The organism is Enterobacter sp. BNK-34, assembly GCF_048684445.1.
In the GTDB taxonomy this organism is placed as follows: domain Bacteria; phylum Pseudomonadota; class Gammaproteobacteria; order Enterobacterales; family Enterobacteriaceae; genus Enterobacter; species Enterobacter pseudoroggenkampii.
Genome location: NZ_JBLQUA010000001.1, coordinates 3,437,324 through 3,458,932 on the forward strand (window position 1 = coordinate 3,437,324; position 21,609 = coordinate 3,458,932).

19 protein-coding genes are annotated in these 21,609 nt (G+C 59.7%); 13 read left to right on the forward strand and 6 right to left on the reverse strand.

Going from position 1 to position 21,609, the window contains the following annotated elements:
- Positions 1 to 30: 30 nt before the first annotated feature.
- Positions 31 to 645 carry an FMN-dependent NADH-azoreductase gene (locus ACMGG5_RS16920; RefSeq protein ID WP_420278217.1) on the reverse strand — a complete coding sequence of 205 codons (615 nt, stop codon included), beginning with the start codon at positions 643 to 645 and terminating at the stop codon, positions 31 to 33.
- A complete protein-coding gene (locus ACMGG5_RS16925; protein WP_048989520.1) occupies positions 642 to 1,406 on the reverse strand; it encodes an alpha/beta fold hydrolase in 765 nt (254 codons plus the stop codon). The genes ACMGG5_RS16920 and ACMGG5_RS16925 overlap by 4 nt, the downstream gene beginning before the upstream one ends.
- Before the next feature lie 121 nt (positions 1,407 to 1,527).
- On the opposite strand from ACMGG5_RS16925, the gene ACMGG5_RS16930 reads away from it, so the two are divergent.
- Positions 1,528 to 2,514 (forward strand): GlxA family transcriptional regulator, encoded by a 987-nt coding sequence (locus ACMGG5_RS16930; protein WP_420278218.1) that lies wholly within the window; start codon positions 1,528 to 1,530, stop codon positions 2,512 to 2,514.
- Positions 2,515 to 2,523: 9 nt separating this feature from the next.
- Here the strand turns inward: ACMGG5_RS16930 and ACMGG5_RS16935 are convergent, their stop codons facing one another.
- The 4 genes from ACMGG5_RS16935 to paaZ all read right to left on the reverse strand — a co-directional run bounded on the left by ACMGG5_RS16935 (position 2,524) and on the right by paaZ (position 10,785).
- Positions 2,524 to 3,630 carry a diguanylate cyclase gene (locus ACMGG5_RS16935; protein WP_208763837.1) on the reverse strand — a complete coding sequence of 369 codons (1,107 nt, stop codon included), beginning with the start codon at positions 3,628 to 3,630 and terminating at the stop codon, positions 2,524 to 2,526.
- Positions 3,631 to 3,703: 73 nt separating this feature from the next.
- Positions 3,704 to 5,677, reverse strand: coding sequence for an alkyl/aryl-sulfatase (locus ACMGG5_RS16940; RefSeq protein WP_420278219.1), 1,974 nt, complete (start codon positions 5,675 to 5,677; stop codon positions 3,704 to 3,706).
- A 167-nt stretch (positions 5,678 to 5,844) separates the two neighbouring features.
- On the reverse strand, positions 5,845 to 8,121 hold the full coding sequence (gene tynA, locus ACMGG5_RS16945) for a primary-amine oxidase (protein ID WP_420278220.1): 2,277 nt from the start codon (positions 8,119 to 8,121) through the stop codon (positions 5,845 to 5,847).
- Positions 8,122 to 8,742: 621 nt separating this feature from the next.
- A complete protein-coding gene (gene paaZ, locus ACMGG5_RS16950) occupies positions 8,743 to 10,785 on the reverse strand; it encodes a phenylacetic acid degradation bifunctional protein PaaZ (RefSeq protein ID WP_420278221.1) in 2,043 nt (680 codons plus the stop codon).
- 284 nt (positions 10,786 to 11,069) lie between these two features.
- Here paaZ and paaA point away from each other — a divergent pair, with 284 nt between their 5' ends.
- From paaA to paaX, 12 genes are all read left to right on the forward strand, one after another.
- Positions 11,070 to 11,999 (forward strand): 1,2-phenylacetyl-CoA epoxidase subunit PaaA, encoded by a 930-nt coding sequence (gene paaA / locus ACMGG5_RS16955; RefSeq protein WP_024908043.1) that lies wholly within the window; start codon positions 11,070 to 11,072, stop codon positions 11,997 to 11,999.
- Positions 12,000 to 12,010: 11 nt separating this feature from the next.
- Positions 12,011 to 12,298 (forward strand): 1,2-phenylacetyl-CoA epoxidase subunit PaaB, encoded by a 288-nt coding sequence (gene paaB, locus ACMGG5_RS16960; RefSeq protein WP_008502380.1) that lies wholly within the window; start codon positions 12,011 to 12,013, stop codon positions 12,296 to 12,298.
- Positions 12,299 to 12,306: 8 nt separating this feature from the next.
- Positions 12,307 to 13,053 carry a 1,2-phenylacetyl-CoA epoxidase subunit PaaC gene (gene paaC, locus ACMGG5_RS16965; protein WP_061715257.1) on the forward strand — a complete coding sequence of 249 codons (747 nt, stop codon included), beginning with the start codon at positions 12,307 to 12,309 and terminating at the stop codon, positions 13,051 to 13,053.
- Between the two features lie 11 nt (positions 13,054 to 13,064).
- Complete coding sequence (paaD, locus tag ACMGG5_RS16970) at positions 13,065 to 13,562, forward strand: 1,2-phenylacetyl-CoA epoxidase subunit PaaD (RefSeq protein WP_157189095.1); 498 nt, start codon at positions 13,065 to 13,067, stop codon at positions 13,560 to 13,562.
- A 7-nt stretch (positions 13,563 to 13,569) separates the two neighbouring features.
- On the forward strand, positions 13,570 to 14,640 hold the full coding sequence (gene paaE / locus ACMGG5_RS16975) for a 1,2-phenylacetyl-CoA epoxidase subunit PaaE (RefSeq protein ID WP_420278222.1): 1,071 nt from the start codon (positions 13,570 to 13,572) through the stop codon (positions 14,638 to 14,640).
- Positions 14,637 to 15,404 carry a 2,3-dehydroadipyl-CoA hydratase PaaF gene (paaF, locus tag ACMGG5_RS16980; RefSeq protein WP_420278223.1) on the forward strand — a complete coding sequence of 256 codons (768 nt, stop codon included), beginning with the start codon at positions 14,637 to 14,639 and terminating at the stop codon, positions 15,402 to 15,404. Before paaE ends, paaF begins: the two co-directional genes overlap by 4 nt.
- Positions 15,404 to 16,192, forward strand: a complete 789-nt coding sequence (paaG, locus tag ACMGG5_RS16985; protein ID WP_090417101.1) for a 2-(1,2-epoxy-1,2-dihydrophenyl)acetyl-CoA isomerase PaaG — start codon at positions 15,404 to 15,406, stop codon at positions 16,190 to 16,192. The genes paaF and paaG overlap by 1 nt, the downstream gene beginning before the upstream one ends.
- Before the next feature lies 1 nt (position 16,193).
- Entirely contained in the window at positions 16,194 to 17,618 is a 1,425-nt protein-coding gene (gene paaH, locus ACMGG5_RS16990) for a 3-hydroxyacyl-CoA dehydrogenase PaaH (protein ID WP_248272099.1), read from the forward strand.
- On the forward strand, positions 17,608 to 18,036 hold the full coding sequence (paaI, locus tag ACMGG5_RS16995; protein WP_032651181.1) for a hydroxyphenylacetyl-CoA thioesterase PaaI: 429 nt from the start codon (positions 17,608 to 17,610) through the stop codon (positions 18,034 to 18,036). Before paaH ends, paaI begins: the two co-directional genes overlap by 11 nt.
- Complete coding sequence (pcaF, locus tag ACMGG5_RS17000; RefSeq protein ID WP_420278224.1) at positions 18,029 to 19,234, forward strand: 3-oxoadipyl-CoA thiolase; 1,206 nt, start codon at positions 18,029 to 18,031, stop codon at positions 19,232 to 19,234. The genes paaI and pcaF overlap by 8 nt, the downstream gene beginning before the upstream one ends.
- Positions 19,235 to 19,261: 27 nt before the next feature.
- Positions 19,262 to 20,578, forward strand: a complete 1,317-nt coding sequence (gene paaK / locus ACMGG5_RS17005; protein ID WP_024908034.1) for a phenylacetate--CoA ligase PaaK — start codon at positions 19,262 to 19,264, stop codon at positions 20,576 to 20,578.
- A 90-nt stretch (positions 20,579 to 20,668) separates the two neighbouring features.
- Positions 20,669 to 21,604: a phenylacetic acid degradation operon negative regulatory protein PaaX gene (gene paaX, locus ACMGG5_RS17010; RefSeq protein ID WP_024908033.1), complete on the forward strand. Its 936-nt coding sequence runs from the start codon at positions 20,669 to 20,671 to the stop codon at positions 21,602 to 21,604.
- The last annotated feature ends 5 nt before the right edge of the window (positions 21,605 to 21,609 follow it).

The window sequence follows — 21,609 nt, forward strand, 5'->3', positions numbered from 1 at the left end:
GCGGTTACCCGGCAGGCTTTAACCCGGCGGCTATTTCAATGCTGCGGCAATGACCGATGGAATAGCGTCAAACGCCTGCGCAACGCCTTTAGCCCTGACTTCTTCACTGCGCGTAGCCCCTTCAGCACGGACAAATTCCACTCTGTCGATACCCAGAAAACCAAAGAATCGCTGCAGGTACCTCTCCTGAAAATCCATGTCTTCGATTGGCGTACCGTGATATATCCCGCCGCGGGTTGAAACGACAATAATCCTCTTGCCGGTCGCATGCCCCACCGGGCCCGTCGGGGTATAGCTAAAGGTTTTTCCCGGCTGGGCGAGTCGATCTAACCAGGCTTTAAGCTGAGTTGAGACGGAGAAGTTATACATAGGCGCACCTATCACGATGAGGTCGCTATTGAGAAATTCGTTCACAAGTTCCCCGGACAGCGCGTGTTCGCGGACATCTTCAGCCGTCGCATCGGTGGCTATCCGCAGCGGCCGGAACCCAGCGGCAACGGTGCCGGTGAGATGGGCGATGGGTGTTTTAACGACGTCGCGATAGACCACCTTCTCTGACGCGATCTGGCGAACCACCTCTGCCGTCAGCTGACGTGAAAGTGAGAACTCGCCGTTAATACTTGAATCTATATGCAGGATATTCATTTCTCTGTTTCCTTTGCGTCGGTTTGGGTTGCTTGTTCGATAAACTGACTTACGGCGTCCGGGTGGGAAATCATCGACATATGGCTGCTCTTAATACGCAGGACGGTGGCGTTCATGGTGCCGGCGAGCTGCTGCTGGATACCGGGAGAGAGGGCGCGATCCTCTTCGGTTATCAGATACCATGAGGGTTTTTCACGCCATGCTGCATGTTCTACCTTCTCGCTGAAGGCGCTTGCCGCGATAGGCTGCTGCGTTGCCGTCAGCAGTTTTACGCGTTTGAGGGGCAGATCGTTGGCCATCGTGCGCTGATAGGCATCGGGATCGTCCAGCCAGATTAACCCTTTTTTATCCGGGCGCATGTCGGCCATAGGGGCGTTGAGGCGGGTAAGAAGAGAGGTAACCGATTCACCGCTGTCGGGGGCAAGGGCGGAGAGAAAAACCAGTTTTTTCACCTTCGGATTATTGCCTGCCTGAGCGATGACCGCGCCGGCCCAGGAGTGGCCAACAAGCACTACGTCCCCTTGCTGACGGTCGATGACACGCTCTGTGGCGGCGACGTCCTCTTCAAGCGAAGTCAGAGGGTTTTGTACTGCCGTGACGTGGTAGCCCCGGGTCTGCATACGGCCTATCACTTCCTGCCAGACGGAACCATCGGTAAAGGCACCATGCACGAGGATGATGTTATTAATCCGCGCCTGCACAGACTGCGATGCAGCCATGCAAAGCAAAGAAAGAAGAACGGGCAAGCGTGTCGGTTTCATAAGCGTGACGTAATTTCCTGAGAGACGTTGAAGCACAGTGTAACGAGAGGGACAAAGAGGCTTGTAGTGTCTCAAATGACTGTTAACATACGAAATCAGACATTTTACTCAGGCCTGAATCATGAGAATTGCCATTTTAGCGTTACCCGGAAGCATGAAATCCGCCGTGGCTGGGCTCTGCGATATGTTCTGGCTGGCTGATGAGGTGATTGCCCAGCAGCCGGACGGCGAGGGCATTTCGCCTTTTGAGGCGGTCATCATCACGGCGGAAGGAAAACCGGTCCCGGACGCGCAGGGGCGGCCGATCGAGGCCGAAGCGAGCTTTGTTAACGGAGGAACCTTCGATCTCGTGATTGCCTGCGGGATGAAGCTTGACGAGCAGAAACGCCCGGTCTCGCCAGCAGCCGTCCTCGAGGCTGGCGCATGGCTGCGCGGCCAGTATGATAAAGGCGCGATGCTTGCAGGAGCCTGTGCCGGTGGGTTGGTTCTCGCCGAGGCGGGGATCCTCAATGGTCGGGCATGCACGACGACCTGGTGGCTTTACCATACTTTCCGCCAGCGTTATCCGCTGAGCAAACCTGTCTGGGGTAAAGCGCTGGTGCAGGACGCACGGGTTATCACATCCGGTGGTCCGCTCTCGTGGGTTGACCTGGCGCTGCATATCATCCGTCTGCACGCCGGGCAGAAGCTGGCGCGTCTGACGGCCGATATGGCCGTGGCTGACAGCCAGCCGTTGTCTCAGCAGGTTTACGCGCCAGCAGGTTTTTTAAATTCAGTCCATCCGATGATAATGAAAGCGGAACATATCGTCCGGTATGAAAATCCGGCGATTACCGTAGAACAGCTTGCCCGGGCGCTGAATATGACCACTCGTACCCTTCACCGAAAAATGGCGGAGGAGATGAATGAAAGCCCTAAAAACTTTTTGACGCGCATGCGCATTGAAAAGGCAATGCGTCTCCTGGAGCAACCGGGGTACGTAATAGCGCAGATTGCCGGCGCTTGCGGTTACGCTGACGACACGGCATTCAGGCGCGCTTTTACGGGGGTGACGGGCATGTCGCCCGGTCAATACCGCAAATGGATCGCCGAGCGTCATGCGGAATAGCCGCCGTTCTCACCGGCATACTCGATCCCGCCCGGCCTCCTTCGCCCGATACAGCGCCGCATCGGCGCGGGCGATGATCTCGGTGCCCGCTAACCCTTCCGCCATGCTCGCAATCCCCATGCTCACGGTGACATGGTCGCTAACGGTTGACGCGCTGTGTGGTATGGCTTCCGCGCGCAGGCCGTCCTGAATGCGTAAGGCCACCTTTTCGGCGATGTTTTCCGGGCAATTGAAGAGGATGACCACGAACTCCTCGCCGCCGTAACGCGACACCACATCGTCAGGTGTGCGCACCGACTGCTTCAGCACCCGCGCCACGCGGGTCAGACAGTCGTCGCCTGCCTGGTGCCCGTACGTGTCGTTGTAGAGCTTGAAATAGTCGATATCCAGCATAATCACCGAGAAGGTTTTCTTCTGCTCAACCGCGTTTTCCAGCACCACCTCCATTTTCCGGCGATTGGCGGTTTTGGTTAACGGATCCTGATGCGCCAGCGCATCCAGTCTGGAGATCAGCAGCTGATTTTGCTGATTACGCCGCCAGGCCTCGTCAAACCAGCTCAACAGAATGAAACGCCCGCAGATCAGGATCAGCGTAAAGACGCTCCAGATGACGACGAAGTGAAGGTTGAGGCCATCGTTCCGTATCCAGCTTGCTATCGGCAGGGTGATCCAGAGCGGGAGCACAAAGGCGAGCAGCCCTTCAGGATAAAAATAGAGCGCCGTTAAGCCGGCGAGTAATAAAATGACGCACAGCGGCCAGACGTGAGGCAGCAGCAGCTGGGTGATAAACCAGAAGCAGGATACCGACCAGATGGCGCTACAGATAAACAAGACCACGCTGATACCGGCGATGCGCCGCCAGGCCATCAGGATCAGAGCAGCGGAGAGGATGATAATGCCAAGCATGGAGGCATCGACCATTCTCGTCAGCTGCGGCGAGTGGGGATAAAGGGGATCGCTGGCGTTAAGCAGAACGTGTCGCAGCAGAATCATCACCGCGAAGCTGATATTGACGAAGGCCAGCCACGGCAGGTTCATCGCCAGCCCGTGCATGACCATGGCATGGCGCGTCGGCCATGTTGCCCGTTCAAGTGTCGGTTTTTTTCTTTTTTCCATTGACGCTTTTTACCCTGTCTGGCGAACACGTGAAGCAGGAAAGGGCGGACGAACCGCCCTTTTGCATGCACCGTTACGGTGTCACAATGTTAAACCAGAAATCAAACTTATCCATGTAACTAAGCATGGCATCAAGTTTCGCGCTGTCGCCACTTATTTTGACATTTCCGCTGTCCTGAGCCTGTTTCAGCGTCACTTCCTTGAGAATGATTTTATTCAGGGTGTCACGGTTGAGCGTCAGCGTCGCATCCGCATCTTTTGCTTCTGCGTTCGCCGTGTGGTTCAGCACGCCATTTTCCAGCTCGAGTTTGTACTTCCCGCCATCGCTGCCCAAATCAATGTTAAACACCGATTTAGCCTCACCGGCTTTCTGGCCATTGATATGGACTGCCAGGTAGTCAAAGAACATCTCTGGCGTCATCGCGCGTACCGTATCCGGGCTGGCGGTATTCGGCGTTGGACCTTTCACCACGCCGTTACGCAACTCCTGCGCACCGGTCAGGTAGAAGTTACGCCACGGGCCGGATTCAGCCTGATAGCCAAGCTGTTCCAGCGCATCCGCTTCCAGGTTACGTGCCGCCTGATTGTTTGGATCGGCAAAGACCACTTTACTCACCACCTGCGCCACCCAGCGGTAGTTCCCCTGGTCGAAGTCGGTTTTCGCCTTGTTCAGGATGGCATCCGCGCCGCCCATATACTCAACGAATTTCTTCGCGCCTTCTTCCGGCGGCAGCTCATCCAGCGTCGCCGGGTTGCCGTCAAACCAGCCCAGATACAGCACGTAGGTGGCTTTGACGTCATGGCTCACCGAACCGTAATAGCCGCGGTTCGCCCAGGTATGCGCCAGTGAATCCGGGAGCGTAAAGTTCGCGGCAATTTCGTCTCGCGTCAGCCCTTCGTTCGCCATACGCAACGTCTGGTCGTTAATGTAACGATAGAGGTCACGCTGGCTTTTCAGCAGTTTGACCACGTTTTCGTTGCCCCAGGTCGGCCAGTGGTGTTGTGCCATGATGATTTCGGCCTTATCACCCCAGCGCACAATCGCCTGGTTAATGTATTTCGACCACGGCAGCGGCTCGCGGATTTTCGCTCCGCGCAGCGAGTAGGTGTTGTGCAGGGTGTGGGTCACGTCCTCAGCGGATTCAATGACTTTTTTCTCTTCGATATACCAGAGCATTTCCGATGGCGCTTCGGAACCAGGCGCAAGCATAAAGTCGTAGGTCAGGCCGTCGATAACCTCTTTCTGCCCATCTTTCTCGATAATATTGGTCGGGGCAATCAGCGTGACCGTCCCGGCGGAGGTTGTTGTCCCAAGACCGGCACCCACCTGACCTTTGGCATCTGGCTTCAGCAGGTTGCCATACATATAGCTGGCGCGGCGGCTCATCACGTTGCCCGCCATAATGTTCTCGGCAACGGCTGCTTCCATAAACCCGGCAGGCGCGTAGACCTTCACTTTACCGGACTTCACGTCCGCTTCATCCACCACGCCGCGCACGCCGCCATAGTGGTCAACGTGGCTGTGGGTATAAATGATGGCGACGACCGGTTTCTTGCCGCGATGTTTAAAATAGAGATCCATCCCGACCTTCGCCGTTTCTGCCGACACCAGCGGGTCAACCACGGTAATACCGTCTTTCCCTTCAATGATGGTCATATTTGACAGGTCAAGATTTCGGATCTGATATACGCCGTCGGTCACTTCAAACAGGCCGCTAATATTAATCAGCTGAGATTGACGCCATAAGCTTGGATTAACGGAGTCCGGTGCTTTATCGCCTTCTTTAATAAACGAATACTGCTGCGGGTTCCAGATGATATTGCCTTGTTCCCCTTTGATAATTTCCTGAGGAATAGGGGCAATAAAGCCTTTATGGGCGTCCGTAAAATCGGTGTTATCGGAGAAAGGAAGCTGATTAAACAGGGCGTTATTGGCTTGTTGCGTTGCGGCCGTGGCATCCTTCGGGGCTTCTGCGGCATAGGTGGAGCTAACGGAAATAACAAATCCAGCCAGAGCAAGACTCCTGACGATCAAATTGAATTTCATCCTAACCTCTCAGTGGTGTATTACGTCGTTCGTGGAAACTTCGTGTCCTGGCTGAAAGTGGTTCAAGAAATGCAATGGGAATAAACGAGGTAGAAATAACTATAATCGGGGAGAGGCATTCAGCAAGTAAATAGATGAAAAACCGGGCATTGCGCCCGGTGCGTTATTTATTTCTGTTCGTCTTTCTTTTTCCCGAGCGTTGGCGTCTCGTCGAAGAAGTTCCACGGTTTAAGCAGGGTATGCACCCATTCCGTCGGCATGATCGGCCACTCCTCCGCGCGGGCCACGTGGGTGGTGCCGGTGGTCATCCAGACCACGTCATCCTGATCGTTGAGCGACTCGTTATCTTTGCTGTACTGACCCAGCCCGGTGTCGTGCACGGAGCGGTTCGGGAATTTTCCTTCCGGGTAAAGTTCATCCGGGTGGTAACGGGTCACCCACAGCTGTTTGTCCATAAAGCTCAGGCGATGGTAGATCCACTCGTCCGGGGCAAATTTCGCGCCGGTCGCCACCGGGTGTGTACCGCCCGCGTAAGGGATAATCTGGTACGAGACCGGGTTGCCCATGCGGTTCTCTTTACGGGTGTTGCTCAGCAGGCGAATCGTGCCCGGGTCGAATTTCTGCGCCGCCTGCTGCTCGGTATCAATATCGTACTGATTGATCTGCATGGTGCTGGTGCGCGGGCCACCGGCGGTATTCGGCTTCACTTCCGGATCCATGGCCACCAGCTTGTTGTTGATGCCGTCCACGTCCATATCAAGGCGGAAGTTGTAGATGTGCTGGTGCGTGGTGCCCACGATGTTATGGTCGATCAGCGTGCCGTATTTTGTATCGTCTTTGGCGGTGGCGTCGTGCATGGTTTTCGCCTGCACGCCTTTCACCGCTTCGATACCCGTCGCGCCGGCGTCAATGCCGATGGTGCCATTTTCATGGAACACCCAGTCGAAGATGTAATCGTAATTGCCCACGGTACTCACCCAGCGCACCACCAGTTCGCGGCGCTCGGTGCTGACGTTCGGCTGGCCCATCTCCTGGTGCTTGTATTCCGGGCCCGCGTAGCGTTCGAAAATGGCGATCGCGCGCGGGATCTCCATCGGCGCGCCGGTGTAATCCGGGATGGTTTCATTGAGCATCACAGCGTTTGACGGCACGTCTTTACCGCGTACCAGCGGTGAGGTCAGGGTGCCCATGCCGTAGTCGCCGGAGTCGAGATAGGCTTTAAAGTACCAGCCCACGTCCGGATCGCCGTAAGGGACGATCATGCCGCCGAGCGACCCCTGATACATAATCTGGCGTTTTTTGCCGTTGTCGTTATAGGTGACGGTTGAAATCATCGGGCCGACGCGGGAGTCCAGGCTCAGGTGGAAGTCCCAGTTCTGCCAGTGCACCATATCGCCGGTGATGGTGTAGTTCTTGCCTTCCGGTTCAATGATGTCGAGCGGTTTTTTAGGCGTCTCTATACGGTCGCGGCCATCGTAGGGGCGCGGCGTCATCGGAACCGGAACAACGGCGCCTTCCTCAATCTTCTGGATTTTCTTCTGCTCAAGATCGACCACGGCCACCAGGTTTTCAATCGGGTGCGCCCAGTAGTTGCCGTCGCCAACGTCCAGATAGCTCACCACTTTCAGCAGGCGATCTTCCTGCTTCAGGCCATCTTTACCGTCGAAATAGCCGACGGTCAGCGGCGTGGTAATCACTTTTTTCGGGTCGGTGATGCCGTGCTTTTTAAGCACCTCGGCAAACTCCGTGCTGTCGTTGATGATTTGCTGAACCGCGGTGAAATCATCCAGCAGCACCATGCCGTGCGCGTCTTTCACAGGCTCCCAGCGCAGGATTTTTTTATCCTTCAGATCCACCAGGCTTTCGATAACGTGCTTTCCGTCGAGCATCACGATCTTCGCCTGACGCGGGGCATCCACCGCCGTACCGTTAAGCACAAAGTCCCACACTTTGGCTTTCTCTGGCTCAGCAAGGGCAATCTGGGTAAAGCGGGTATTCGGTTTAAAATCCGCCGAGGCTTTGACAATCTCAACGGCTTGCTTAATTTCGTCCGCCGTCAGCGCGTTTAGCGGGTGAGGGCGTTTTTCAACCTGGAAAGTCTGGTCAAGACCGGACTGGAAAACATCGTTGATGAAGCTGTCAGAGATAAAGGCTTTTTTGCCTTTCATCACCACCGGCACCTCGAGCTTGAGGGTTTTCCCGTTGACGATGACGGTTTTAGCGCCCGGTTTGACCTTCACAAAGGCGCCGTCTTTTGCAATGGTGAACATCTGTGCGTAATCATCCCACTGAACGTCGGCGCCAAAGTCCTGCAGCGTTTTGTCCATCGGGACCATATGCGCCTCACTGCCGTGGGCGAAAACAGGGGATTGCCAGGCGCAACACAGCGCAACGGCCATAGCCAGCGCCGTTCTACGGGCAGAAAAAGAAGAATTGCTTCCCATCGTAGACCTCATTTTGTTGTGTTTATTGTGTTGTGACAGCCTTATCCTGACAGGCGCCTGAGAAAAGCGTTTGCCTGCATCTGCCAGATTATTTGTCAGCCTTGCCAGGTTAAAAAAAGAGCGGGGGTAAATCACATGCCGGGCCATTTCCCCTCCCCATTGAGGCTGAGGGAACCCCACAAATGATGTCAGCACAGACGGCCCCCTCTCCCTTGAGGGAGAGGGCTGGGGTGAGGGGGAACATACGGCACTGGTGGTCATTCCGTTCACTTTATGTTCCTTGCTACTCTGTAACGACATGACCTGTGAACGTGCCAGGGTGGCTCAGTCGCCACCACCCTGGCGACCCGGGCTCCCGGCGGTAAATCGCCGCTGCGCGGTACCTTCGGCTTATTCCTTCCGGCTTATCGGGTACGGGCGGAGGTAACATCCCTGTAAAGCCCGCCCTCTCGGCGCATCCCTGCGCCTCGCCCCGGCCGGAAGGCAAACGCCTCAGCGATTTACAGCCGGACCAGGGCATCGCTGAAGGCCCTCAGCCATTCTAAAAGCAGCGTTATTGCTTCTGCTTGCACATTACTTGAGAGCGCTCAGCCATTGTGGAGAGGATGAGGAGCAGGGAACTTAGCTGAAATCACCCTTCTGGCGCGCCACCAGCGTCAGAATGGAGTAGAGCGCCACGGCCTGCTGGTGCTGGTTGAAGATCTCAACCGCCCATTCCACCACGCCCGTCGGTTTTTCCTCGGCGGTACGCTGTTTCTTCAGGGTTTTACGCTTGCAGGTCAGACGCACCTGAATGGTATCGCCCGGTTTAACCGGCTCGATAAAGCGCAGGTTTTCCATGCCATAGTTGGCAATGACCGGCCCGACGCCCGCATCAACAAACAGCCCCGCAGCGGCGGAAATCAGGAAGTAGCCGTGCACTACGCGCTCGCCAAAGATCGACTCTGCCGCGCCGATCTTGTCCATATGGGCGTAGAAGTGGTCGCCGCTCAGGCAGGCAAAGTTCACGATGTCCGCTTCCGTCAGGGTGCGGCGCGGCGTCAGCAGGCTGTCGCCCGGCTGTAGCTCCTCAAAGTATTTGCGGAACGGATGCACGCGATCTTCCTGCACCGTTGCGCCACGCACCCACTGCTTGCCAATGGCGGCCAGCATTGTCGGGCTGCCCTGAATGGCGGTGCGCTGCAGGTAGTGCTTCACCGCGCGCAGGCCGCCCAGCTCTTCGCCGCCGCCCGCGCGCCCCGGGCCACCGTGCACCAGCTGCGGCAGCGGGGAACCGTGGCCGGTGGACTCTTTCGAGGCTTCCTCGTTGAGGATCTGAATACGCCCGTGGGCGCGCGCCGCACCGGTAATAAACTGGCGGGCAATGTCCAGGTCTGCGGTGACCAGCGTACCCGCCAGGCTGCCGCCGCCCGCGCGGGCAAGCTGCATTGCGTGGCGCGCGTTGCGATACGGCATCAGCGTCGCGACCGGGCCAAAGGCTTCGGTGGAGTGCACTGCCGGAGTTTCATCCGGCTGCGGGCAGAACAGCAGGGTCGGTGGGAAGAACGCGCCCGCGGCCTGCAGATCCGCTTTGCCACCCAGAAGGATCTGGCAGCCTGCGGCGATCAGTTGCTCCACTTTCTCCTGCACGTCCGCACGCTGTTCGGCGTTGACCAGCGCGCCCATCTTTACCCCTTCCTGCGCCGGATCGCCCATAACCACCTTTTCCAGCCGGGCAACCAGCGCCTGGCTCACGGCGTCAGTCTGGTTTTGCGGGACGATAATGCGGCGAATGGCCGTACATTTCTGCCCGGCTTTGGCGGTCATCTCGCGCACCACTTCCCGAATGAACAGGGCAAACTCCGGCTGCTCCGGCGTGACGTCGTCCCCCAGCACGCAGCAGTTCAGGGAGTCGGCTTCCATGGTGAACGGAATGGAATTCGCCACAATATTCGGGTGCACGCGCAGGCTTTGCCCGGTGCTGGCGGAGCCGGTAAAGGTCACCACGTCCTGGCTGTCGAGCTGGTCGAGCAGATCCCCGGCGCCGCCGCAGATCAGGCTGATGGCACCGTCCGGCACCAGCCCGCTGTCGACGATGGATTTCACCATCGCCTGAGTCACCTGCGCGGTGGCGGTGGCGGGTTTGATGATGGCAGGCATGCCGGCAAGCCAGGTCGGCGCCAGCTTTTCCAGCATTCCCCAGCAGGGGAAGTTAAAGGCGTTGATGTGCACCGCCACGCCGGATTTTGAGGTCAGGACGTGGCGCGCCGCAAAGCCGCCTTCTTTTGACAGCGGGATCAGCTCGTCTTCCGGCCACACGGTGTCATCCGGCAGCTCGCGGCTACCCAGGCTGGCGTAAGTGAAGAGGGTGCCGATCCCGCCTTCGATATCGACCCAGCTGTCCGCTTTCGTGGCGCCGGTCTGGGCGGACAGGGCATAAAACGTCTCTTTCTCGCTAAGCAGGTGCTTTGCCACCGCCTTCAGCATGGCCGCGCGTTCGATAAAGGTCATCGCGTGAAGCGCTTCGCCGCCGCGCTCAATCGCATAGCGACGGGCGGCCGCCATGTCCAGCCCTTCGCTGGTCACGCTCCACAGCGCTTCGCCACTGATGGCGTGATGAATAGTGCGTTCACGGCCCCGGCCAGACTGCCAGGTACCGGATAAGAAGCTGGCTAACTGCTGCATCGCTTATCTCCAAATGTTACGTAATTTACCCATTAATAGTTTGATCATGAATCATAAAAATCAAGCTGAGTTTTAATGAATTGTTAACATTGTGATCCGCTCTGATGAAACGCGGCGCGCGAGGACGCTCTTCAGTACACCTGCAGTAAAAGCCTTGCGAGCGATATCACAAAACAAGGAAACAATTCTTGGGGTTGTATTTAACCTTTGTGTAACTTTTAAAAAACAAAGTGATTCAACATTACGCTTTGATTTGCAAACTAACGAATCATAAAGGTGATGACGTGACGCAAGAACAACGGTTTGAGCAGCGCATAGCGCAGGAGACGGCGATTGAGCCTCAGGACTGGATGCCTGACGCCTACCGTAAGACGTTGATCCGCCAGATTGGTCAGCATGCGCACTCCGAAATTGTCGGCATGCTCCCGGAAGGAAACTGGATCACCCGCGCCCCGACGCTGCGTCGAAAAGCGATCCTGCTGGCGAAGGTGCAGGACGAAGCCGGACACGGGCTCTACCTCTACAGCGCGGCGGAAACGCTGGGCTGCGCACGGGAAGACATCTACCAGAAGATGCTCGACGGCAAAATGAAGTACTCCTCTATCTTCAACTATCCGACCCTGAGCTGGGCCGATATCGGCGTGATCGGCTGGCTGGTGGACGGCGCGGCCATCGTCAACCAGGTGGCGCTGTGCCGAACCTCCTACGGTCCCTATGCCCGCGCGATGGTGAAAATCTGTAAAGAAGAGAGCTTCCACCAGCGTCAGGGCTTTGAAGCCTGCATGGCGCTGGCTCAGGGCAGCGAGGCTCAGCGCCAGATGCTGCAGGATGCCATCAACCGCTTCTGGTGGCCCGCGCTGATGATGTTCGGGCCGAACGACGACAACTCGCCGAACAGCGCCCGCAGCCTGGCGTGGAAAATCAAACGCTTCGGCAACGACGAGCTGCGCCAGCGCTTTGTCGACAACACGGTGCCGCAGGTGGAGATGCTGGGCATGACGGTGCCCGATCCCGACCTGCGTTTGGATGAAGAGAGCGGTCATTATCGCTTCGGCGAGATCGACTGGCAGGAGTTTGACGAGGTCATTAACGGGCGCGGCATCTGCAACCACGAACGCCTGGCCGCCAAACGCAAAGCCTGGGAAGAGGGGGCGTGGGTGCGGGAAGCCGCACTGGCGCACGCGGAAAAACAACACGCCCGCAAAGTGGCTTAAGAGGAATCACGATGAGCAATGTCTACTGGCCGCTGTACGAAGTGTTCGTACGCAGCAAACAAGGGTTATCCCACCGTCACGTGGGCAGTCTGCATGCCGCCGACGATCGCATGGCGCTGGAAAATGCGCGTGATGCCTACACCCGCCGTAGCGAAGGCTGTTCTATCTGGGTGGTTAAGGCGAGCGAGATTGTCGCCTCCCAGCCGGAAGAGCGAGGCGAGTTCTTCGACCCGGCGGAAAGCAAGGTTTACCGCCATCCGACGTTCTACACCATCCCTGACGGCATCGAGCATATGTGAGGCAAAGAATGAATTCAGTGACTGCCTATGCCCTGCGTCTGGGCGACAACGGTCTGGTGCTCTCCCAGCGTCTCGGCGCCTGGTGCGGCCACGCGCCGGAGCTGGAGATCGACCTCGCGCTCGCCAATATCGGTCTCGACCTGCTGGGCCAGGCGCGCAATTTCCTGACCTATGCCGCGGAGCGGGAAGGCCAGGGCGATGAAGACACGCTGGCGTTTGGCCGCGACGAGCGCCAGTTCCGCAATCTCCTGCTGGTGGAGCAGCCGAACGGCAGCTTCGCCGACACGATTGCCCGCCAGTACCTGATGGATGCCTGGAACGTGGCGCTGTACGAACGCCTGACCCAAAGCCGCGACGGCCAGCTTGCCGCCATTGCCGCCAAAGCGATTAAAGAGGCGCGCTACCACCTGCGCTTCAGCCGCGGCTGGCTGGTGCGTCTGGGCGACGGGACCGAAACGTCCGCGCAAAAAATGCAGCAGGCCATCGACAGCCTGTGGCGTTTTACGGCCGAGCTGTTTGAAGCCGATGACGTCGAGCTGGCGCTGATTGAGTCCGGCGTGGCGGTTGATCCGCGTCTCCTGCGCCAGCCGTGGGAAAGCGAAGTGTATGCCGGTCTGAATGAAGCCTGCCTGCAGGTGCCCGCAGAGGTGGCGTACCGCACCGGGGGCAAGCAGGGGCTGCATACCGAACATCTGGGCCCGATGCTGGCGGAAATGCAGTATCTCCAGCGCGCGTATCCCGGTCAGCAGTGGTAAAGGAGAACGCTATGCAACGCCTCGTCGACATCGCGCCCGCGCAAATCCCGCAGATCTGGGCGCTGCTAAGCCAGATCCCGGACCCGGAAGTGCCGGTGTTAACCATCACCGATTTAGGCATGGTGCGCAGCGTGAAGGCGCAGGGGGAAGGCTGGGTTATCGGCTTTACGCCGACCTACTCGGGCTGTCCGGCGACGGAACACCTGCTGGGGGCGATCCGCGAGGCGATGACCGCGCACGGCTTTACCCCGGTGCACATTGTGCTTCAGCTTGAACCCGCCTGGACCACCGACTGGATGACCGCCGACGCGCGCGAGCGCCTGCGGGCGTACGGTATCAGTCCGCCGGTGGGGCATAGCTGTCACGCGCACGCGCCGGTGGAGGTGAGCTGCCCGCGCTGCGCCAGCACCGACACCTCGCTTATCAGTGAATTTGGCTCGACGGCCTGCAAAGCGCTCTACCGCTGCAATACCTGCCGTGAGCCCTTCGACTATTTCAAATGTATTTGAGGCTGCCATGACAACGTTTCATTCATTAACAGTGGCAAAAGTGGAACCCGAAACCCGCGACGCGGTGACCATCACGTTCGCGGTGCCGCAGGCGCTGCAGGACGCCTACCGCTTCCGTCCCGGCCAGCACCTGACGTTAAAAACGACGCTTGGCGGGGACGAGCTGCGCCGCTGCTACTCCATCTGCCGGAGTACCGCCCCGGGCGAAATCAGCGTGGCGGTGAAAGCGATTGAAGGCGGGCGCTTCTCCCGCTATGCCCTGGATGAGATCAAAGCGGGCATGGCGCTGGAGGTGATGGTTCCTCAGGGGCAGTTTGGCTACCAGCCACAGGCCGAACGCGAAGGCCACTACCTGGCGATTGCGGCAGGCTCGGGGATCACCCCGATGCTGGCGATTATCTCCGCTACGCTAACGACCGAGCCCAACAGCCATTTCACCCTGATCTACGGCAACCGCAGCAGCCAGAGCATGATGTTCCGCCAGGCGCTGGCGGACCTGAAGGACAAATACCCGCAGCGGCTGCAGCTGGTCTCCATCTTCAGCCAGGAGCGGCTGGACAGCGATTTGCTCTATGGCCGCATCGACGGGGAAAAACTGCAGGCGCTGGCGAAAACCCTGATCAACTTCCGCCAGTACGACGAGGCCTTTATCTGCGGCCCGTCGGCGATGATGGACGACGCCGAAGCCACGCTGAAGGCGCTGGGGATGCCGGACAAATCCATTCACCTTGAGCGTTTTAACACCTCCGGAATCACCGTTAAGCGCGCGGTGCACTTGCAGGCGGAAGGCCAGAAAGTGACCGTGCGCCAGGACGGGCGCGACCGTGAAATCACCCTGACGGCAGATGATGAAAGTATTCTCGATGCCGCCCTGCGTCAGGGCGCGGATCTGCCGTATGCCTGCAAGGGCGGCGTCTGCGCCACCTGTAAATGCAAAGTGCTGCGCGGGAAAGTGGACATGGCGACCAACTACAGCCTGGAGCCGGACGAGCTGGCCGCCGGGTATGTGCTGAGCTGCCAGTCGCTGCCGTTAACCGCCGACGTGATTGTCGACTTCGACGCGAAGGGGATGGCATGAGCGAACTTATTGCTACCCGTCATGGCCGCGTGCTGCAGCTGACGCTCAACCGTCCGGCGGCGCGCAACGCCCTCAACAACGCGCTGTTAACCCAGCTTGCGGAACAGCTTGAGGCCACCGCCGTGGATGCCGACATTGCCGTCTGCGTGATTTACGGCAGCGAGCGCTGCTTTGCCGCCGGGGCCGATCTCAACGAAATGGCGGAGAAAGACCTGTCTGCCACCCTGAACGATATTCGCCCACAGCTGTGGGCACGCATTAACGCGTTCAGCAAACCGCTGATCGCCGCCGTGAACGGCTTCGCGCTGGGCGCGGGCTGCGAGCTGGCGCTGCTGTGCGACGTGGTGATTGCCGGTGACAACGCCCGTTTCGGCCTGCCGGAAATCACGCTCGGCATTATGCCCGGCGCGGGCGGCACCCAGCGTCTGATTCGCAGCGTCGGGAAATCCTTGGCCAGCAAAATGGTGCTGACGGGCGAGAGCATAACTGCACAACAGGCGCTGAGCGCCGGGCTGGTGAGCGATGTTTTCCCGGCAGCGCTGACGCTGGAGTATGCCCTGAAGCAGGCGGCCCTGATGGCGCGCCACTCGCCGCTGGCGCTGCAGGCGGCGAAACAGGCGCTGCGCCAGTCTCAGGAGGTACCGCTCCAGGCCGGGCTCGCGCAGGAGCGCCAGCTGTTTACGCTGCTTTCCGCCACCGAAGACCGCCGGGAGGGCATCGACGCCTTCTTACAAAAACGCCCCCCCGACTTTAAAGGACGCTAATTGTGGAATTTATTCTCAGTCATGTAGAACAGGGCGTGATGACCATTACGCTGAACCGTCCGGAGCGTCTGAACAGCTTCAACGACGTGATGCACCAGCAGCTGGCCGAGTGCCTGAAACAGGCCGAGCGTGATGACACCGTGCGCTGCCTGCTGATCACCGGGGCAGGGCGCGGCTTCTGTGCTGGTCAGGATCTGAACGACCGCAACGTCGACCCCAACGGCCCGGCGCCGGATCTGGGGATGTCCGTTGAAACCTTCTATAACCCGCTGGTTCGCCGCCTGGCAAAGCTGCCGAAACCGGTCATCTGTGCCGTTAACGGCGTGGCGGCAGGTGCGGGGGCCACGCTGGCGCTGGGGTGTGACATGGTGATTGCGGCCCGTTCCGCCAACTTCGTGATGGCCTTCAGCAAGCTCGGCCTGGTGCCGGACTGCGGCGGTACCTGGCTGCTGCCGCGCGTGGCGGGACGCGCCCGCGCCATGGGGCTGGCGCTGCTCGGGGACAAACTCAGCGCCGAACAGGCGCAGGCGTGGGGGATGATCTGGCAGGTGGTGGATGACGAGCAGCTCTCCACCACGGCCCAGCAGATGGCGCTGCATTTTGCGTCGCAGCCGACCTTCGGGCTGGGGCTGATCAAGCAGGCGATCAACGCTGCAGAAACCAACACCCTGGACGACCAGCTCGATCTGGAGCGCGACTATCAGCGCCTGGCCGGGCGCAGCGACGATTACCGCGAGGGCGTCAGCGCCTTCCTGGCGAAGCGCGCGCCGAACTTTACGGGGAAATAAGATGCTGAATATACGGACTGTCGCCGTGATCGGCAGCGGCACGATGGGCGCAGGGATTGCCGAAGTCGCCGCCAGCCACGGTCATCAGGTGCTGATCTACGACATCTCCAGCGATGCGATATCGCGGGCCATCGACGGGATCCGCCAGCGTCTGGCCTCCCGGGTGACGCGCGGAAAACTCTCCGCCGATGCCGGGAGCCAGATCCTGGCCCGGCTGGTTCCCGTCACGGATATCGACGCGCTCTGTGCGGCCGATCTGGTCATAGAAGCGGCCTCAGAGCGTCTGGAGGTGAAAAAGGCGCTGTTTGCTCAACTGGCTGAGATCTGCCCGCCGCAGACGGTGCTAACCAGCAATACCTCTTCCATCTCCGTCACGGCGATTGCGGCGGACGTCCACCACCCGGAGCGGGTCGCAGGGCTGCACTTCTTTAACCCGGCGCCGGTGATGAAGCTGGTGGAGGTGGTCAGCGGGCTGGCGACCTCTCCGGAAGTGGCCGACGCGCTGTGCGAGCTGGCGCTGAACTGGGGCAAACAGCCCGTTCGCTGCCAGTCAACGCCGGGGTTCATCGTCAACCGCGTCGCCCGTCCGTTCTATTCCGAAGCCTGGCGCGCGCTGGAAGAGCAGGTTGCCCCGCCGGAGGTGATTGACGCCGCCCTGCGGGAAGGCGGCGGCTTCCCGATGGGGCCGCTGGAGCTGACCGACATGATTGGTCAGGACGTCAACTTTGCGGTGACCTGCTCGGTATTTAACGCCTTCTGGCAGGAGCGTCGTTTTCTGCCTTCGCTGGTTCAGCAGGAACTGGTGCTGGCAGGAAGGCTGGGCAAAAAGAGCGGGAAGGGCGTGTACGACTGGCAGGGTGACAAACCTGACGTGCAGTGGGTTGAGTCGGTGAACGACAGCTATAGCCCGATGCGCGTGGAAAAAAGACGTGACGGTGTCACGGAAATAGATGATGTCTATCTGGTTGAAACGCAGGGCGAGACCGCGCAGGCGCTGGCGCTGCGGCTCAACGGCCCGGTGGTGGTGGTGGACCGCATTGAGCGTGACGTGGCGGTCATTGCCGCCGCCGCCAGCAACCCGTATACCGCGACGCAAAAAGCCATCCGCTACCTGCAGCAGCAGGGGCATCGGGTGGTGCAAATTGCCGATTATCCCGGCCTGCTGATCTGGCGGACGCTGGCGATGATTGCCAACGAGGCGCTTGATGCCCTGCAAAAAGGGGTCGCCAGCGAGAAGGACATCGATACCGCTATGCGCCTCGGCGTGAACTACCCGAGCGGGCCGATCGCCTGGGGCGAGCGCCTGGGCTGGCAGCGCCTGCTGACGCTGCTGGAGAACCTGCAGCGTCATTACGGCGAAGAGCGTTATCGCCCCTGTTCACTGCTGCGCCAGCGCGCGCTTCTGGAGAGTAGCTATGAGTCATAACGCCTGGCATAACGCCCGCGCGATGTACGAACGGGACGCCTGCGCGCAGGCAATGGGAATGGACATTGTCGAGATGGACGAGGGCTACGCGGTGGTGACCATGACCATCACCCCGCAGATGCTGAACGGCCATAAAACCTGCCACGGCGGCCAGCTTTTTTCGCTGGCGGACACCGCTTTTGCCTACGCCTGCAACAGCCAGGGGCTGGCGGCGGTAGCCTCCGGCTGCTCGATTGATTTTCTGCGTCCGGGCTTTGCCGGGGACACGCTCACCGCCACCGCGCGGGTGAAGCACCAGGGCAAGCTGACCGGCGTGTATGACATTGAAATCCAGAACCAACAACAGAAAACCGTCGCCCTTTTTCGCGGAAAATCTCACCGCATCGGCGGCAGCGTGACAGGAGAGGCAGATGCGTGACGCATTTATTTGTGATGGCGTTCGAACCCCGGTGGGGCGCTACGGTGGCGCGCTTGCCGCAGTCCGAACCGACGATCTCGGCGCCGTGCCGCTGCGCGCGCTGCTGGCCCGCTACCCGCAGCTCGATCTGGAGCGGATTGACGACGTGATTTTCGGCTGCGCCAACCAGGCGGGGGAAGATAACCGCAACGTGGCGCGCATGTCGTCCCTGCTGGCCGGGCTGCCGCAGACGGTGTCCGGGACCACCCTTAACCGCCTGTGCGGTTCCGGGCTGGACGCGATTGGTTTTGCCGCGCGCACCATTAAGGCGGGCGACGGCGACCTGCTGATCGCGGGCGGCGTGGAGTCGATGTCCCGCGCGCCGTTTGTGATGGGCAAAGCCACCGCCGCGTTTCAGCGTCAGGCGGAGATCTTCGATACCACCATCGGTTGGCGATTTGTGAATCCGCTCATGCATCAGCAATTCGGAACTGACAGTATGCCGGAAACGGCAGAGAATGTAGCTGAATTGTTAAATATCGGCCGTGCCGATCAGGACGCGTTCGCGCTGCGCAGCCAGCAGCGTACCGCGCAGGCGCAGCAGAACGGCGTTCTGGCGCAGGAGATTGTGCCGGTGCTGGTGCCGGGCAAAAAAGGGGCAGTCACAGCGTTCAGCGTGGATGAACATCCGCGCGCGGACACCACGCTCGAGCAGCTTGCCGGTCTGAAAACGCCGTTCCGTAAGAACGGAGTGGTTACGGCGGGAAATGCCTCCGGCGTCAACGACGGCGCTGCGGCGCTGATCGTCGCCAGCGAGAAGATGGCGCTGGCTCAGGGGTTAATCCCGCGCACGCGGATCGTGGCGATGGCGACGGCGGGCGTGGAGCCACGTCTGATGGGGCTCGGCCCGGTACCGGCCACTCGCAAGGTGCTGGAGCGCGCCGGACTCAGCATTAACGATATGGACGTGATCGAGCTTAACGAAGCTTTCGCCGCGCAGGCGCTGGGCGTGCTGCGTCAGCTGGGCCTGCCGGATGATGCCGCGCACGTCAACCCGAACGGTGGCGCGATTGCGCTGGGCCACCCGCTGGGCATGAGCGGTGCCAGACTGGCGCTGGCCGCGAGTAACGAACTGCACCGACGCGGCGGGCGCTACGCGCTGTGTACGATGTGCATCGGTGTGGGTCAGGGCATTGCCATGATCCTTGAGCGTGTTTGAGCATAAAAACAATGTGAGTACCCTACAATGACAAATACAACAAAGCTTGATCCGATTGAAACGGCCTCCCTTGACGAGTTACAGGCGCTGCAGACCGAACGTCTGAAGTGGACGCTGCATCACGCCTACAGCAACGTGCCGATGTACAAACGCAAGTTTGACGCCGCGGGCGTTCATCCTGACGATTTCAAAGAGCTGGCGGATATCCGTAAGTTCCCGTGCACCACCAAGCAGGACCTGCGGGATAATTATCCGTTCGATACCTTCGCCGTGCCGATGGAGCAGGTGGTGCGCATTCACGCCTCATCCGGCACCACCGGCAAACCGACGGTTGTCGGCTACACCCAGGGTGACATCGACAACTGGGCCAACCTCGTGGCGCGCTCCCTGCGCGCCGCGGGCGGCAGCGCGAAGGACAAAATTCACGTGGCGTATGGCTATGGCCTGTTTACCGGCGGGCTGGGGGCACACTACGGCGCCGAGCGTTTAGGCGCGACGGTGATCCCGATGTCCGGCGGCCAGACGGAGAAGCAGGCGCAGCTGATCCGCGATTTCCAGCCGGACATGATCATGGTGACGCCATCCTACTGCCTCAACCTGATTGAGGAACTGGAGCGTCAGATGGGCGGCGATGCCAGCACCTGTTCCCTGCGCGTGGGCGTCTTCGGCGCCGAGCCGTGGACGCAGGCCATGCGTCGCGAAATTGAAAAACGCTTAGGCATTACCGCCCTGGACATCTATGGCCTCTCCGAAGTGATGGGGCCAGGCGTGGCGATGGAGTGTATCGAAACCGTCGACGGCCCGACCATCTGGGAAGACCACTTCTACCCGGAGATCGTCAACCCGAACGACGGCACGCCGCTGGATGACGGTCAGCAGGGCGAACTGCTGTTCACCACGCTGACCAAAGAGGCGCTGCCGGTGATCCGCTACCGCACCCGCGACCTGACGCGTCTGCTCCCGGCAACCGCGCGCAGCATGCGCCGTATGGACCGCATCAGCGGCCGCAGCGACGATATGCTGATCATTCGCGGCGTCAACGTCTTCCCGTCGCAGCTGGAAGAGGAGATTGTGAAGTTCGAACATCTTTCGCCGCACTACCAGCTGGAGGTGAACCGTCGCGGGCATCTTGATTCACTTTCCGTGAAGGTGGAGCTGAAAGAGAGCAGCCTCACGCTGACGCACGAGCAGCGTTGCCAGGTGTGTCACCAGCTGCGCCACCGCATTAAGTCGATGGTGGGGATTTCCACCGACGTGACGATCGTGAACTGCGGCAGCATTCCGCGCTCGGAGGGGAAAGCCTGCCGGGTGTTTGACCTGCGTAAAGCGGCGGCCAACGGTTAAGTTTTCCCTCACCCCGGCCCTCTCCCTTTGGGAGAGGGTTAGGGTGAGGGTCCTGTGCTATGATTCATCCAGGACAAAAATAACAACAGAATGAATCACATGAATAAACTTGACGCCTTTATCCAGCACGCGGTCAGTTCCGTTCCCGTCAGCGGGACCTCGCTTATCTCCTCGTTATACGGTGACGCGCTTTCCCATCGCGGCGGAGAGATTTGGCTCGGCAGCCTGGCCGCGTTACTGGAAGGGATGGGATTTGGAGAGCGCTTTGTACGCACCGCGCTGTTTCGCCTTAACAAAGAGGGCTGGCTGGATGTTTCCCGCATCGGGCGTCGCAGCTTTTACCGCCTGAGCGATAAGGGGCTGCGCCTGACGCGCCGTGCGGAGAATAAGATCTACCGTGCGGAACTGCCCGCCTGGGACGGAAAATGGCTATTGCTGCTCTCAGAAGGGCTGGACAAAACCACCCTCGCCGACGTCAAAAAACAGCTGATCTGGCAGGGGTTTGGCACGCTGGCACCGAGCCTGATGGCCTCGCCGTCGCAGCATCTGGCGGACGTGCAGTCTCTGCTTCACGATGCCGGGGTGGCGGAAAACGTGATTTTCTTTGAAGCCCACTCGCCGCTGGCGCTCTCCCGCGCCGCGCTGCGTTCACGCGTAGAAGAGTGCTGGCAGTTAACCGAGCAAAACGCGATGTACGAGTCGTTTATCAGCTCGTTCCGGCCGCTGCTCCCGCTGCTGAAAGAGGCCGCGCCGGAGGATCTGACGCCGGAACGCTGCTTCCAGATCCAGCTGCTGCTGATTCATTTTTATCGTCGCGTGGTGCTGAAAGACCCGCTGCTGCCGGAAGAGTTGCTGCCCGCGCACTGGGCGGGGCAAAGCGCCCGACAGCTCTGCATTAATATCTATCAACGTGTCGCGCCGGGGGCGCTGGCGTTTGTCAGCGAGAAGGGCGAAACCTCCGTGGGCGAACTGCCCGTGCCCGGCACGCTCTACTATCAACGCTTTGGTGGTCTTACAAGCGCATAAGGAGT

What these genes read in the sequence shown, in the direction of transcription:
- pcaF (WP_420278224.1), top strand. Translation starts at nt 18,029, where the DNA reads ATGCGTGACGCATTTATTTGTGATGGCGTTCGAACCCCGGTGGGGCGC.
- ACMGG5_RS16940 (WP_420278219.1), bottom strand. Translation starts at nt 5,677, where the DNA reads ATGAAATTCAATTTGATCGTCAGGAGTCTTGCTCTGGCTGGATTTGTT.
- paaK (WP_024908034.1), top strand. Translation starts at nt 19,262, where the DNA reads ATGACAAATACAACAAAGCTTGATCCGATTGAAACGGCCTCCCTTGAC.
- ACMGG5_RS16930 (WP_420278218.1), top strand. Translation starts at nt 1,528, where the DNA reads ATGAGAATTGCCATTTTAGCGTTACCCGGAAGCATGAAATCCGCCGTG.
- paaH (WP_248272099.1), top strand. Translation starts at nt 16,194, where the DNA reads ATGCTGAATATACGGACTGTCGCCGTGATCGGCAGCGGCACGATGGGC.
- ACMGG5_RS16925 (WP_048989520.1), bottom strand. Translation starts at nt 1,406, where the DNA reads ATGAAACCGACACGCTTGCCCGTTCTTCTTTCTTTGCTTTGCATGGCT.
- paaC (WP_061715257.1), top strand. Translation starts at nt 12,307, where the DNA reads ATGAATTCAGTGACTGCCTATGCCCTGCGTCTGGGCGACAACGGTCTG.
- paaF (WP_420278223.1), top strand. Translation starts at nt 14,637, where the DNA reads ATGAGCGAACTTATTGCTACCCGTCATGGCCGCGTGCTGCAGCTGACG.
- paaX (WP_024908033.1), top strand. Translation starts at nt 20,669, where the DNA reads ATGAATCACATGAATAAACTTGACGCCTTTATCCAGCACGCGGTCAGT.
- paaE (WP_420278222.1), top strand. Translation starts at nt 13,570, where the DNA reads ATGACAACGTTTCATTCATTAACAGTGGCAAAAGTGGAACCCGAAACC.
- ACMGG5_RS16920 (WP_420278217.1), bottom strand. Translation starts at nt 645, where the DNA reads ATGAATATCCTGCATATAGATTCAAGTATTAACGGCGAGTTCTCACTT.
- paaD (WP_157189095.1), top strand. Translation starts at nt 13,065, where the DNA reads ATGCAACGCCTCGTCGACATCGCGCCCGCGCAAATCCCGCAGATCTGG.
- paaB (WP_008502380.1), top strand. Translation starts at nt 12,011, where the DNA reads ATGAGCAATGTCTACTGGCCGCTGTACGAAGTGTTCGTACGCAGCAAA.
- paaI (WP_032651181.1), top strand. Translation starts at nt 17,608, where the DNA reads ATGAGTCATAACGCCTGGCATAACGCCCGCGCGATGTACGAACGGGAC.
- ACMGG5_RS16935 (WP_208763837.1), bottom strand. Translation starts at nt 3,630, where the DNA reads ATGGAAAAAAGAAAAAAACCGACACTTGAACGGGCAACATGGCCGACG.
- paaZ (WP_420278221.1), bottom strand. Translation starts at nt 10,785, where the DNA reads ATGCAGCAGTTAGCCAGCTTCTTATCCGGTACCTGGCAGTCTGGCCGG.
- tynA (WP_420278220.1), bottom strand. Translation starts at nt 8,121, where the DNA reads ATGGGAAGCAATTCTTCTTTTTCTGCCCGTAGAACGGCGCTGGCTATG.